Genomic DNA, 13,938 nt, shown 5'->3' with positions numbered 1-13,938 from the left:
CATACCAGCAGGAATACGCCATGCGATTCACGATTATTTCTACGAAACCCGGTCATCAGCCGCCGCAAAGCAGCTGTGATTTTTACGCCCCGGGCGGCACCATTGGGCGCGGTACGGATAACAATCTGGTGTTGCCGGACAATGACCGCACCATCTCTCGCCTGCAGGCCATTGTTCACGTTGACGCCCAGGGCGAATGCCGCGTGACCAACCGTGGCAGCGTCACCCGCGTGGTATTAAATGACATTCCGCTGGAGCGAGGGCGTCAGGTTGAGCTGCAGGATGGCGACATTCTCGGTATTGATGACTACCGTATCGAAGTCACCGAACTGATCCACGATACCCAGCCCGTGAGCCGTATGGCGGCCAGCATGCATCAGCAGGCGCGTCCGGCAGCCGCGTCCGCGCCCGCTCCGCAACCGAAGCCGGCGAGCGCCGCACCGCGCGGGAAGGCCGAGCCAACCGCCGTGCCAACGGAAATCTGGGATAGCCTGATGCAGGAGTTCTCCATCTCCGACAGCATCTCCAGCAACCGTACAAAACCGCAGCCTGCGGCATCGCACGATCCGTTCTCCCAGTCTGCGGCCCCGGAGCGTAACGCGGAAGATCCGCTGGCGATGTTTAACGACAGCGATCCAAAGCTTGAGCGTAAGAACGTTGACCCGGACACGCTGTTCAGCGACGAAGCGTTGTTCAAAAAAGAGAGTATTTTTGACGACGTCACCCCGTCAACGCTGGTGCCGCCGGGCGAGAATAGCCCCGTGAAGCCGGAAGACGAGGCGACGGACGAGCTCGATCCGCTGGCCCTGTTTGGCGGTAAGGCCAGCGCGCCAGCCGCGCGTAATGACGACCCGCTCGGGCTGATGGGCGGCGCGCCATTAACCCATCCGGATGACATTCTTGCCGAAAAGCCTGCGCCAGTGCCTGAACCCGAGCAGGAAGAGGACGTGCTGGCCGATTCTCCGCTGTTCGCCCCTGAGCCGCTGGAAGAACCGCGTGCTGAAGAAGAGCCCGCGCGAACGGATTACGCAGGCTTCACCATGCCTACGCCACAGGCCGTTGCGCGCAGCAGCGCTCAGGCACCGAAAGGCCGTCTGCGCATTGACCCTGTCAATAACGCCGCCGCCCCTGCCGCCACGGCAAACAGCGGTGAGAAGGGCGAAGTGCTGCAGGGCGAGCTGCTGGAGGCGCTGCTGGAGGGGATGGGTCTGAGCGAAATGCAGCCCGTCCCGCAGTTTGACCGTGAAAATATGCGTCAGCTCGGGCAGATCCTCGGCATGTTCTCTCAGGGGACCGTGGCGCTGCTCTCCTCGCGATCCATTCTAAAGCGCGGCGTAAAAGCCGACATGACCATGGTGTTGGACGATGCCAACAACCCGTTCAAGCTGCTGCCGACCGGCAAAACCGTGCTGATCCAGATGTTCGGCACCCCGATGCCGGGCTTTATGCCGCCGACCAAATCCGTGCGCGACGCGCTGATCGACCTGCAGGCGCACCAGCTGGGCATGATCTCCGGTATCCGCGCCATCATTGCCGCGATGCTACAGTCCTTTAATCCGGAACAGCTGGAAGAGCAGGCGAAGCAGAACGGGATGACCTCTCGTCTGGCGCTGCCGGGCAGCCGCAAAGCCGCCCTGTGGGACTATTTTGTTCGCAGCTATGGCGAGACGGCTGGCGAAATTGAGGATGACTTCCACACCCTGTTCGGCGAGGCCTTCCTTCATGCGTACGACATGGAGGTGAATCAGTACAAAGACTCACAGAGCGGATCGGAAGACAAATGAATATCGCAACGGCTTCTCTCTCCCGCCAGGGGACGCGCGCCAGCAACCAGGATCAGACGGGAGAAACCATAGGGGAACGTTCAGCCTGCTTTGTCGTCTGCGACGGCATCGCGGGCCTGCCGGGCGGTGAGGTGGCGGCAGAGCTGGCCCGCAACAGCATTATCTCCCGCTTCGATGGCGACAAACATCTTAATGCGCAGCATATCCGCGACTACGTGCAGACGGCTAACCGCACTATCCTCAGCGAACAGCAGGCCGTTCAGGACTATCGCCGGATGGGCACGACGCTGGTCAGCCTGTTCATTGACCGTGATTACGGCCTGGCCTACTGGGCGCACGCCGGAGACAGCCGCCTGTACCTGTTTCGCCGGGGATGGCTGTGGCATGTGACCACCGACCATAGCCTGGTGCAGCAGATGAAAGACGCCGGACACCAGACCGACAACCTGAACAGCAACCTGCTCTATCTGGCGCTGGGAATTGAAAACGGCGGGCCGGAAGCGAGCTACAGCGACGTGGTGCAGGTTGAAGACGGCGATGCATTCTTACTCTGCACCGACGGGTTCTGGCACGGCGTCAGCGAAGAGCAAATGAAGCAGTCGCTGCATATGGTCAATACGCCGCAGGAGTGGCTGACCTTAATGAACCAAATCATTCAAAAGAATGGCGAACAGGAGGGGAATGCTCAGGATAACTATACTGCCCTGGCGGTATGGATGGGCAACCCTCAGGACACCACTTTGCTGCACACCCTCTCTGACGCAGCACAATTTCTTCCCTGCGGAACTGATTAGACACACAAGGAACGATATGAAACTTTGGCTATCGGGTTTGGCACTTCTGGCGGTCACCTCCACCGCGCAGGCTGAGAATTTCCGCATCGTGCAGTCTCCTGCGCAGAAGCTGGATATCTGGATCGACAACATCAAAGACAACACGCCGCAGAGCTGGTGTAAGCCTGAGGTGGCGCTGCGCATTGTGGCGAACGGCAAGAAAGACGTCTCCGTGCTGGAGAACTTTGTGCCGCGTCTTGGCTCCCTGCTGGAACACCAGTGCAGCAAAGTGAATAAGCTTAGCTGGACGCTCAACGATCCGGCGGGTACCACGCTGGCGCAGGGTACGGCAGGCAAAGCGCAGGACTGGGCGCTGGTGGTGAAACAGGAGCAGGCCGCGCCTGCTGCGACCGTCACCGCAACCCCAGCCAGCGGCGCGCTGCTGCCGCCGGACCAGAACGTGGCTTCCCGCACTGTCGCGGCTGACCGCACGCCGTGGCAGGAATTTACCCTGCAGGACGGCTGCCACCTGCGCACCTTCTGGGAGGGTGGCGCTTCCGCTCCGGCGCTCTTTATTCCGGATTCTGACACTACCCGCTGCGGTAACGGCAGCTGGCTGAGCGGACACACCGTGGTTTCGCAGTCCCGCAACGGCGGACAGAAAGAGATGGCGGTGACCTACATCCACGGCTTCCCGGTGACCGGGCTGAATCAAAGCGCCGATCCTGAAAACGCGCTGATCACCTCCGTCAACAAAGAGCGCATGGTATTCAGCACCCCAAACAGCGACCAGAGCTGGATGATCCTGCCTTACGATAGCGCCCTGAACAGCTGGAAAAGCAACGGCACCGTAGCGGTGGAGATTTCCCGCGAAATCGCCAGCGACGATGCAAAACTGCAGGCGCGTATTGCGGCGGTGAAAAAAACCTGGAGCGCCTGGGTTGCACCCGGCACGCCGCTGAATATCGTCCTGATTGACACCCTGCGTCCTCAGCTGCGCGACCCGGCCATCGGCGCATGGCGCGCGGCGAATTAAGGAATGGCTATGAATACGCTCTATCAACACCTGGCGGGCGAGTCGCTCAGCGATGCGCTGGCGCGTCTTGAAGCTGAAATCAAAGCCCGTCCGGCGGATGCCGACCTCCGCGCCGCGTTCGTGCAGTTTTTAACCCTCAGCGGCAACTGGACGCGCGCGCTGACCCAGCTGAAAAGCTGGCTGGCGCTGAAGCCGCAGGCGAAGCCCACCGTCACGCTGCTGGAGCAATCCATTCAGGGCGAGCTGCAGCGCGCCCAGGTGATGGCGGGACAGGCGCGTCCGGCCATGCCAGAAACCCAGTGGCCGTGGCTGACGACCCTGGCCGCGGCGCTGAGCGAGGAGGGCGAGCGCGCCCGGGCGCTGCGTCTGGAAGCCCTCGATCGGGCTGAGGCCACCTCCGGCCAGATTATCCTCGAAAACGAGGAGACGCAGGCTTTCGAGTGGCTGATGGATGGCGATGCCCGTCTCGGCCCGGTCTGCGAAACCATCGTGAACGGCCGTTATTCCTGGCTGCCGTTCAGCGCCATCGCGGAGATCCGTTTCCAGGCGCCCGCCAGCGTGACCGATCTGGTCTGGCGTCACGCGCTGGTGCGCCTGACGGACGGGACGGAGCAGGTGTGTCAGATCCCGGCGCGTTACCCGTTTGCTGCCGATGCCACTGATGCGGTCAAGCTGGGCCGCACCACAGAATGGCAGCCGCTCGACGAAGACGGCACTCTTTACGAAGGCAGGGGCCAGAAGGTCTGGCTGAGCGAGCAAAGCGAAAGCCCGCTGCTGTCCTTAAGCCTCGTGACGTTTGCGACGGATGGAGCCGATGAGTAATCCCGCTGGCGAAGGCGATCTGCTGCGCAGCGGCTGGCAAGCCCGCAGCAAGCAGGAGAAGGTGGGGGCGCGCGACAAAATGCAGCCCTCGCTGCTGGATCGTCTCACCGATAACGACCCGGACAAAAAGCGCGAGTCGGCCAACAGCAATCTGATCACCCACGCCGCCCTGCGCCGCAACGTCCTGCGCGATCTGCAGTGGCTGTTTAATACCATCAACCACGATGCCTCCGGCGACTTGAGCGCCTTGCCGCACGTGAACCGCTCGGTGGTCAACTTCGGCGTCGCGCCGCTGGCCGGGAAAAGAATGTCGGATATCGAATGGCACGACATTCAGCGCAAGCTCACCGAGGCCATCATCAATTTTGAGCCGCGCATTTTGCCGCAGGGGCTGCAGGTCCGCTGCGTGTCGGATACCTCCTCGCTGGATCTGCACAACGTGCTCTCCATCGAGATCAAAGGGCGTTTATGGTGCGTGCCGTACCCGCTGGAGTTTCTGTTTCGTACCGATGTCGATCTGGAAAACGGCCATTTTGAACTGAAAGATGCGGGGTAATCATGGAAAGTAAACTGCTCGAATATTACAACCGCGAGCTGGCCTACCTGCGCGAAATGGGGGCCGAGTTTGCCGAGCGCTATCCTAAGGTCGCCGGGCGGCTGGGCATGCGCGGCATCGAGGTGGCGGACCCGTATACCGAACGTCTGATGGAGGGCTTCGCCTTCCTGACCTCCCGCGTGCAGATGAAAATGGACGCGGAGTTTCCGCGCTTCTCCCAGCGTCTGCTGGAGATGATTGCCCCTAACTATCTCGCGCCCACGCCGTCGATGGCGATCGCGGAGATTGAGCCCGACAGCAGCCGGGGCGACCTGAGCAAAGGCTTCATTGTGCCGCGCGGCACCATGATGGACAGCCTGGCGCTGAAAAAAACCGGCGTGACCTGCAGCTATACCACGGCGCACGAGGTCAACCTGCTGCCGCTGAAAATCGACAAGGTCGAACTGGGCGGCGTGCCAGCCGATCTGCCGCTGGCGCAGCTGGGGCTGAGCCAGCAGGGGATCGGCAGCGCCTTGCGGATCCGCATCGCCTGTGACGGCCCGCAAAACCTCGGGCACCTGGATTTCGACCGTCTGGAATTTTTCCTCGGCGGTCCGGACATTGAAGCGCTGAAGCTGCTGGAGCTGGTGATGGAGCATCACGCCGGGATCGTCTGCCAGACGGTCAGCCCGCAGCCGCAGCGACAGCTGCTGGCGTCGGACGCGCTGCGCCAGGAGGGCTTTGATCCTGACCAGGCTCTGCTTCCGGACGATCTGCGCAACTTTGACGGCTATCGCCTGCTGCAGGAGTACTTTGCGTTTCCGGCCCGCTTCCGCTTCATTAGCCTGAGCGGTCTGGGCAAGCTTATCCAGCGCTGTGAAGGCGAAAAAGCCTTCGACATCTTCATTCTGCTGGATAAGTTAGATGAACAGCTGGAGCGGGTGGTCGATGCCAGCCATCTGGCGCTGCACTGTACGCCGGTCATCAACCTTTTCCCAAAGGTCGCGGCGCGTCAGAAGCTGAATGAAGGCCAGCATGAATACCATCTGGTGGTCGATAACATTCGTCCGCTGGATTATGAAATTTACGCGGTCAAAAAAATCTATGGCAGCGCGGACGGCCAGCGCGATGACCAGACGTTTCGTCCATTCTGGAGCACCTGGAGCGGCGATGCGGGCAACTACGGGGCCTATTTTTCCCTGCGCCGCGAACAGCGCGTGCTGTCCGAGCACGCCCTGCGCTACGGCACCCGTACCGGCTATATCGGTTCAGAGGTGTTTGTTTCGCTGGTGGATGAACAGCACGCCCCGTGGCAGGACAACCTGCGCTATATCTCTGCCGAGGTGCTCTGCACCAGCCGCGATCTGCCGCTGATGCTGCAGCAGGAGCTCGGGCAGTTCATTATGGCCGACTCCATGCCGGTGAAATCCCTCACCCTGCGCAAAGGCCCGACGCCGCCGCGTCCGGCGCTGGCGGAAGGGTTCAGCACCTGGCGGCTCATCAGCCAGCTGCAGATGAACTACCTCAGCCTGATGGACAGCGAAAACGAAGACGGCGCGGCCGCGTTGCGCCAGCTGTTAGGGCTGTACGCCAACCTGGCAGAAACGCCCGTTGCGCGCCAGGTGGAGGGGGTACGCCACTGCGTGCTGGAGCCGGTTCACCGCCGCGTGCCTGAACCCGGCCCGGTCGTTTTCGCCCGCGGGATCGGCATCACCCTGACGGTGGATGAGCGAGCCTTTTCCGGCGCCAGCCCGTGGCTTTTCGGCAGCGTAATGGAACGTCTCTTTGCCCGCCTGGTGTCCATCAACAGCTTTACGGAATTCACCCTGAAGAGTCAGCAGCGCGGCGAGATTGGCTACTGGGCGCCGCGCATGGGTAAAAGGGCGCTGATATGAGTGACGCTGCCACTGCACCGCTGCGCGTGCATCGCCTGACCCGGCTGCCGGACGCGTTCTGGCAAGGGGTTCGCGAGACGCCCTGGCGCTACGATCTGTTTCAGCTGTTAAGGCGCATTGATGCCCAGGGCGGCGAGCGCTACCCGCTGGGACGCGCGCCGCTGCCGAAATTTGAACCGCTGCGCATCGGCCAGCAGCCGTCGATGAGTTTTGCGCCGTCGACGCTGGCTCAGGTCCGCCAGCGGGAGGAGAGCGGGCTGCATGAGGTATCTATCCTCAGCTTCGGCCTGTTTGGCCCGAACGGCCCGCTGCCGGTCCACATGACCGAATACGCCCGCGAGCGGATTTATCATCATCAGGACACCAGCCTCAGCGCGTTTGCCGACCTGTTCCATCATCGCCTGACGCTGCTGTTTTACCGCGCCTGGGCGGATGCGCAGCCGGCGGTCTCTCTGGATCGCGCCGATAACAGGCGCTTTGAGGGGTATCTGGCGTCGCTGATTGGCATGGGCCAGCCGGGGCAGATGAACAAAGGCAGCCTGAGCTCGCACGCGCGATTTACCCACGCCGGACACCTGACCCGGCACGGGCGGGATCCGGAGGGACTGGAGAAGATCCTGCGCAGCTATTTTAAGGCGCCGGTCAAACTGGTCAGCAACGTGCCGCAGTGGATGCCGCTCTCCACGCGCGAGCAGGCGCAGTTGGGAGCAGGGCGCCGCATGCCGCGCATGGGGGAGTCCGCCTTTCTCGGCGTCGCCGTCCGCGACGTGCAGCACAAGTTTCGCATCGAAATTGGCCCGCTGAGCGCGGAGGAGTACAACCGTTTTCTGCCGGGGGAAGCGTGGGTCACCGAGCTGCGCGACTGGGTGCGTCAGTACGCCGGGGTGGAGTTTGAATGGGAAACGCGGGTGATCCTGCGTGAAGACGCGGTGCAGGGCACCACGCTCGGCAGCAAGGGGCGATTAGGCTATAACACCTGGCTGGGCCTTCAGCCGCAGCCCGTCCCGCGTGGCGATCTGGTGTATCGCGCAGAGCGGTAATCCTTCCGTATACCGAATCATTGTTAATGGAAACTAACATGTCAGAAATTAGCCGTGCCGTGCTTTTCGGCAAACTGGATACGCTGTTATTTACCTCTCTGGAAAGCGCCACTGCGTTCTGCAAGCTGCGCGGCAACCCCTATGTTGAGCTGGTGCACTGGCTGCATCAGCTGATGCAGCAGCAGGATGGCGATCTGCAGCAGGTCATCCGCCACTTTGCCCTTGATGAACAGCAGCTGACCCGCGATATCGTGGCCGCGCTGGATGTCCTTCCGCGTGGCGCCAGTTCCGTTTCCGATCTCTCCGAGCATATCGACAGCGCCGTGGAGCGCGCCTGGGTGTTTGGATCGCTGAAGTTTGGCGTCAGCCGTATTCGTGGCGGCCATTTGCTGATCGGCATGCTTAAAACCTGGAACCTGGCGAACGTGCTGAAAAGCATCTCGTCGCAGTTCACCCGCCTTAACGTCGAGGTGCTGATTGAGCAGTTCGACGCTATCTGCGCCAACAGCAAAGAGACGCAGCAGGCCGCCGCCGCCGTCGACTCACCGGCGGGTGCGGTACCGGCGGCGCAGGGGACGCTGGCCCAGTACGGCCAGGACCTGACCGCCCGCGCCCGCGAAGGGAAGATTGACCCGGTTGTCGGGCGCGACGAGGAGATCCGCCAGATGGTGGATATCCTGATGCGTCGCCGTCAGAACAACCCGCTGCTGACCGGGGAAGCCGGGGTCGGGAAAACGGCGGTGGTGGAAGGGCTGGCGCTGCGTATTGCCGACGGCGACGTGCCGGAGCCGCTGCAAAATATTCAGCTGTGGCTGCTGGATATTGGCATGCTGCAGGCAGGCGCAGGCATGAAAGGCGAGTTCGAGGCCCGTCTGCAGGCGTTAATCAATGAGGTCCAGTCCAGCGCCACGCCGATCATTCTGTTTATCGATGAGATCCACACCCTGATTGGCACAGGCGGCCAGCAGGGAACCGGCGATGCGGCGAACCTGCTGAAGCCTGCCCTGGCGCGCGGTCAGCTGCGCACCATCGGCGCCACCACCTGGGCGGAATACAAAAAATACATCGAGAAAGACCCGGCGCTGACCCGCCGTTTCCAGACGGTGCAGGTTCACGAGCCGGACGAAGCGAAAGCCATTCTGATGCTGCGCAGCACCGTTTCGCCGCTGGAGACGCATCACCAGGTCCTGCTGCTCGACGAAGCGGTCAGCGCGGCGGTGAAGCTGTCGCATCGTTACATCCCGGCGCGTCAGCTGCCGGATAAAGCCGTTGCGCTGCTCGACACCGCCTGCGCCCGCGTCGCGGTCAGCCAGAGCGCCCCCCCTGCGCAGCTGGAAGACTGCCTGCGCCACCTTGCCGCGCTGGATGTGGAAATTGAGATTGCTGAACGCGAAGCGCGCGTGGGGGCCGGTGATGCCGATCGCGTGACCGCTTTACTCGCCGATCGCGACGCGTATGAAGCAAAACGCGAAGCCCTGTCCCGGCGCTGGGAAGAAGAGCGTAGCCTGGTGCAGGAGATCATTCGCCTGCGCGCGGCGCTGTTCGCGGCGGGCGAGGAAGATAGCGCCGAGCTGCGCGGCCAGCTGGCGGAGCAGCAGCAGGCGCTGAACGCCCTGCAGGGCGATGAACCGCTGCTGTTTGCGGCGGTGGATGAAAACGTGGTTGCCGCGGTGGTCTCTGACTGGACCGGGATCCCGTTGGGCCGGATGGTGAAAAACGAGATCGACGCGGTGCTCAACCTCGCCGACACGCTCAACCAGCGCGTTATCGGCCAGCGTCACGGCCTGGATCTCATTGCCCGCCGCGTGAAAACCTCGCGGGCGAAGCTGGACGATCCGAACAAACCGGTGGGCGTCTTTATGCTGTGCGGCCCGTCCGGCGTCGGTAAAACTGAAACCGCGCTGGCGCTCGCCGAATCCCTGTACGGCGGCGAGCAGAACGTTATCACCATCAACATGAGCGAGTTCCAGGAAGCGCACACCGTTTCCACCTTAAAAGGTGCGCCTCCGGGGTACGTAGGGTATGGTGAAGGCGGGGTGTTAACCGAGGCCGTTCGCCGCCGTCCGTACAGCGTGGTGCTGCTGGACGAAATTGAAAAAGCGCACCCGGACGTCCACGAGATCTTCTTCCAGGTCTTTGATAAAGGCTGGATGGAAGACGGCGAGGGGCGCCACATCGATTTCCGTAACACCATCATTATTCTGACCTCCAACGTCGGCACCGACCTGATTAGCGCCATGTGCGCCGATCCGGAGCTGATGCCGGAGCCTGACGCGTTAAGCGGCGCTCTGCGCCAGCCGCTGCTGGAGGTCTTCCCACCGGCGCTGCTGGGCCGCCTGCTGGTGGTGCCGTACTACCCGCTCAGCGACGAGATGCTGGGGCAGATTGTTCGCCTGCAGCTCAAGCGCATTCAGCGTCGTCTGGAAGAGAATCACAGCATTATTTCTGAGTTTGACGACAGCGTGGTGGAACAGATTGTTCAGCGCTGTACCGAGGTGGAGTCCGGCGGCCGCATGGTGGATGCTATTCTGACCAACACCTTGCTGCCTCAGATGAGCCAGATCTTACTTACCGCCAGCCGCAGCGACGAGCAGTACCGACGTCTGCACGTCACCTGCGAGCAGGGCGAGTTTCACTGTCAGTTTGCCGCGTAATAATCATCAAGAGAACTGTAAAAGATGACGGATAATGATAACAATCGGACTGTCCCAAACGCGCTCCCGGTCGGGTACCGCTTCAACGAGTTTGAAATCAAAGAGGTGATCGGCGGCGGCGGTTTTGGCATCGTCTATCGCGCGTGGGATCACCAGCTCGAACGCACTATCGCTATCAAAGAATTTATGCCTTCGTCGCTCGCCGTGCGCGGCGACGACATGACCCTGGTGCTGCGCAGCGAGCGCTTTGGCAAAGCGTTTTCCGCAGGCCTGAACAGCTTCATCCAGGAAGCCCGTCTGCTGGCGCGTTTTAACCACCCGAATCTGCTGCACGTCCTGCGTTTCTGGGTACAAAACGACACGGCCTACATGGGGACGCTGTTTTACAGCGGCACCACGCTTTCGCGCCTGCGTGAGGAAAAGCCGGAGCTGATCAACGAGGCCTGGATCCGCCGCACGCTGCCGATGCTGTTCGGTGCGATCAAGACCATCCACAACGAAGGCTATCTGCACCGCGACATCTCTCTGGATAACATTCAGATTCAGGATAACGGCCTGCCGGTGCTGCTTGATTTCGGCTCCGCGCGCCGCACCATCGGTAACCTCTCCGACGAAACCGAAACCATGCTGCGCCCTGGCTTTGCGCCGATCGAGCAGTACACCGACGATAACGAAAGCGAGCAGGGCCCGTGGACGGATATTTACGCCCTCGGCGCCGTGCTGCGTACCCTGATTGTGGGTTCTCCGCCGCCGGTCAGCGTGGTGCGTTCGATTCAGGATACCTGCAAACCGCTGGTGGAAATCATGCCGCAGGGCTATTCCATTCCGCTGCTGCAGGCCATTGACCGCGCGCTGGCGCTGCACATGGAGGACCGTCCCCAGTCCATCGACGAGTTCGCCGCGCTGATTGAGATGCCGGTCGCCGGTATCAACGACGTGCTGACGGCGAAAAAGCCTGGCACGATGCTGGTACCGGTGGAAGAGGAACAGCCGGCTTCGCTGCTCGACTGGCGCCGCTACAAGATCCCGGGCATGGTTGCCGCAGGCGTGCTGGTGGGTATTGTCGCTGGGGCGATGCTGTTCAGCGGCGGTAACGATGCTCCCGAGCAGGCTGCACAGGCACCGGCAGAGACGCGTCCGACTGAGACCGCCGCAAACGCGCCGGACGTGAAGCCGGAAACGGCGAAGGTTAACGAGCAGGCGACGGCCCAGCAGACTCCGCCGCCTGTCGACACCAGCCCGGTCGCGCTGGTCTATATCCGCATCCTCGACGGCGAAACGCTGAAAGTGAACGGCGAGCCAAAAGCGCTGCGTCCGGCGACCAACGGCTATGCATCGCTCAAGCTGCCGGCCGGTGAGGTGAAGATTGAACTCCAGGGCAATGGAAGAACGCGTGGCCAGACGCTGGATATCACCAAGCCGGGCACCTGGCTGGTGAATCCGTAAATAGATAAACAGGAGATTTTATGGAAGTGTACGATCTTCGAAACCAAAGGCTTCATCCAAAGGAATTTGAAAAGATTGTCTCTCCTGTTTATGCCCGGAGCGATGTAGGACGCGAGTTTGTTGTGGTACGTGGGGTGTCAAATCCTTTCCACAGCATAGAGGGTTTGACGTTACGACATCGCTACGAATTTAATCCTAACGCGGTTTTTGATCCGCTGTATGCACAAAATCTTAATAAGATCGAGCGCTTAATTGACACGGGTGCAGTAGTGTTAATTGACCGGCGGCAACGGACAAAGGCGACTTATCCTTTTTTCATATCAGAATCAGGAGAGTTATTTTGTGTTGATGAAACGCGTTATAACTCTGCTTATATAAATTATGTCCTTGAGCGTTATCGTAATAATGTTGCTCTGTTCGGCAAACCCGCGCCAACGAGAGATACATTTGTTCCTGTAACGGCTCACTATGGTCCGGGATACTGGAAAACGGTAGACAATGATTATCATGGCACGAAAAATGTTCTGGTAATGGTGATAAACCGTTTAACAAGCATGGGGGATGAGGGGCGAGTTTTTGGATCGGACGGTAAAGATTATATGAATACCTCACGTGACAAAATTCAACAATGGACCCCTTTACCCGCAGAGTTGGATAGCACTTCGCGGGCATTACTCTCTGAACAGTCTGTCATCAGACGTTATGGAGAAAAGCGTTCTATTTACCAAAAGTATCAGGAAGGGGATGATGCCTGGGCTATTGGCGGTAAATCATGGCATTGGATCCCAGGAGTAAGAGAAGAAGATTATGAGTTTAAAAAGTAAGTTATGGTATTTCTGGGGATGTATGGATGTTCTGGCGGTCTTACTTTACTGCATTAATGCACTGCGGCAGGATAGAGTTCCATTTATTTCAGATATTATGGCTTTTAACAGCCTGACGAACGATGTCTCAGGCGGCGGACTGGTAACGCTCTTTTTCATTTTAGATCTGATTCTTTTACTATCGCTTATTGCATCAGCCTGGTTTTTCTTTAAAAGAAAGACCTACGCAATTAAATTTGCACTGTTTCAGGAAGTTTTCCGTCTGATCTCGTTCAGATTTTCAGTGCCACTATTCCCTGTATTAGTAAGCATTTTCGGTGTTTCGAATGTTTGGCTAAATTTGGGGTTGTTTGTGTTGTCTGAATTTTTAAAGATCTATTCGCTGATTTATTTTAATAAAAAACAACCTGCATAAATTAAAGGCCTGGGTTTGAAGAGTATTCAGCACGGCAGGTTTGTTACAGGAATCCTTTGTATCGCATAAGCCATATGGATTAACGATTATGCTCAACCGAATTACCGTTCAGCTCCCGGTGGAGGGGCTTCTGTTCTGGAAACTGACGGGTTGCGAGGCGATGTCCGAGTCGTTCGCGCTGACGCTGACCGTGCTCGGCACGGACGCGCGCATTGACCGCAGCAAGCTGCTGGGCCAGCCGGTCACGGTGACCATCCCGACGCAGAGCCTGCTGACGTCCCGCTATGTTAACGGCAAGATTACCCGCGTGGCGGTCAGCGCCGTTGAGCTGACGGGCACCCGCTATGCGGTGTACCAGCTGACGGTTGAGCCGGACCTGTGGCCGATGAAGCGCGACCGTAACCTGCGTATCTTCCAGGGGCAGACGGTGCCGCAGATTGTCAAAACCCTGCTGGCTGAGCATCAGGTCAACGTTGAGGACAAACTCACCGGCAGCTACCGGGTGTGGGACTACTGCGTGCAGTATCAGGAGTCGAGCCTGGACTTCATCAGCCGCCTGATGGAGCTGGAGGGGATTGCGTATCACTTCCGCCACGAGGCGGACAAGCACACCCTGGTACTCACCGACGCTGCCACGCAGCATCAGCCGTTCAGCGGCTATGAGGTCATTCCTTACCACCAGACGCCGTCCGGCGGCAGTACGGATGAAGAGGG

The 13,938-nt window shown here is 59.9% G+C and carries 12 protein-coding genes; all 12 read left to right on the top strand.

Going from position 1 to position 13,938, the window contains the following annotated elements; genetic code table 11:
- Positions 1-20: 20 nt before the first annotated feature.
- A complete protein-coding gene (gene tagH, locus ACOTZB_RS15265; RefSeq protein ID WP_421627667.1) occupies positions 21-1,784 on the top strand; it encodes a type VI secretion system-associated FHA domain protein TagH in 1,764 nt (587 codons plus the stop codon).
- Positions 1,781-2,578, top strand: a complete 798-nt coding sequence (locus tag ACOTZB_RS15260) for a PP2C family protein-serine/threonine phosphatase (RefSeq protein WP_014884226.1) — start codon at positions 1,781-1,783, stop codon at positions 2,576-2,578. The genes tagH and ACOTZB_RS15260 overlap by 4 nt, the downstream gene beginning before the upstream one ends.
- Positions 2,579-2,594: 16 nt before the next feature.
- Positions 2,595-3,593, top strand: coding sequence for a hypothetical protein (locus ACOTZB_RS15255; RefSeq protein ID WP_047652266.1), 999 nt, complete (start codon positions 2,595-2,597; stop codon positions 3,591-3,593).
- A 9-nt stretch (positions 3,594-3,602) separates the two neighbouring features.
- Positions 3,603-4,415: a type VI secretion system accessory protein TagJ gene (locus ACOTZB_RS15250; protein WP_421627665.1), complete on the top strand. Its 813-nt coding sequence runs from the start codon at positions 3,603-3,605 to the stop codon at positions 4,413-4,415.
- Entirely contained in the window at positions 4,408-4,971 is a 564-nt protein-coding gene (tssE, locus tag ACOTZB_RS15245) for a type VI secretion system baseplate subunit TssE (protein WP_047652264.1), read from the top strand. The genes ACOTZB_RS15250 and tssE overlap by 8 nt, the downstream gene beginning before the upstream one ends.
- Positions 4,972-4,973: 2 nt before the next feature.
- Positions 4,974-6,845, top strand: coding sequence for a type VI secretion system baseplate subunit TssF (gene tssF, locus ACOTZB_RS15240; RefSeq protein WP_421627663.1), 1,872 nt, complete (start codon positions 4,974-4,976; stop codon positions 6,843-6,845).
- Entirely contained in the window at positions 6,842-7,885 is a 1,044-nt protein-coding gene (tssG, locus tag ACOTZB_RS15235; RefSeq protein WP_421627661.1) for a type VI secretion system baseplate subunit TssG, read from the top strand. The genes tssF and tssG overlap by 4 nt, the downstream gene beginning before the upstream one ends.
- A gap of 38 nt (positions 7,886-7,923) precedes the next feature.
- The gene (gene tssH, locus ACOTZB_RS15230; RefSeq protein ID WP_421627659.1) at positions 7,924-10,539 is read left to right on the top strand and encodes a type VI secretion system ATPase TssH; all 2,616 of its coding nucleotides are present in this window, start codon (positions 7,924-7,926) and stop codon (positions 10,537-10,539) included.
- 24 nt (positions 10,540-10,563) lie between these two features.
- A complete protein-coding gene (locus ACOTZB_RS15225) occupies positions 10,564-11,985 on the top strand; it encodes a serine/threonine protein kinase (RefSeq protein WP_421627657.1) in 1,422 nt (473 codons plus the stop codon).
- 20 nt (positions 11,986-12,005) lie between these two features.
- Positions 12,006-12,809, top strand: coding sequence for a hypothetical protein (locus tag ACOTZB_RS15220; protein ID WP_052119558.1), 804 nt, complete (start codon positions 12,006-12,008; stop codon positions 12,807-12,809).
- Positions 12,793-13,224 (top strand): hypothetical protein, encoded by a 432-nt coding sequence (locus tag ACOTZB_RS15215; protein WP_421627655.1) that lies wholly within the window; start codon positions 12,793-12,795, stop codon positions 13,222-13,224. The genes ACOTZB_RS15220 and ACOTZB_RS15215 overlap by 17 nt, the downstream gene beginning before the upstream one ends.
- An 88-nt stretch (positions 13,225-13,312) precedes the next feature.
- On the top strand, positions 13,313-13,938 hold a 626-nt coding region (locus ACOTZB_RS15210), incomplete at its 3' end, for a type VI secretion system Vgr family protein (protein WP_421627653.1).

Source organism: Enterobacter cloacae complex sp. SHL020, assembly GCF_049236945.1.
GTDB classification, from domain to species: domain Bacteria; phylum Pseudomonadota; class Gammaproteobacteria; order Enterobacterales; family Enterobacteriaceae; genus Enterobacter; species Enterobacter dykesii.
The sequence above is the reverse complement of the archived record's forward strand: the minus strand, read 5'-3'. Positions and strand labels throughout refer to the sequence as shown.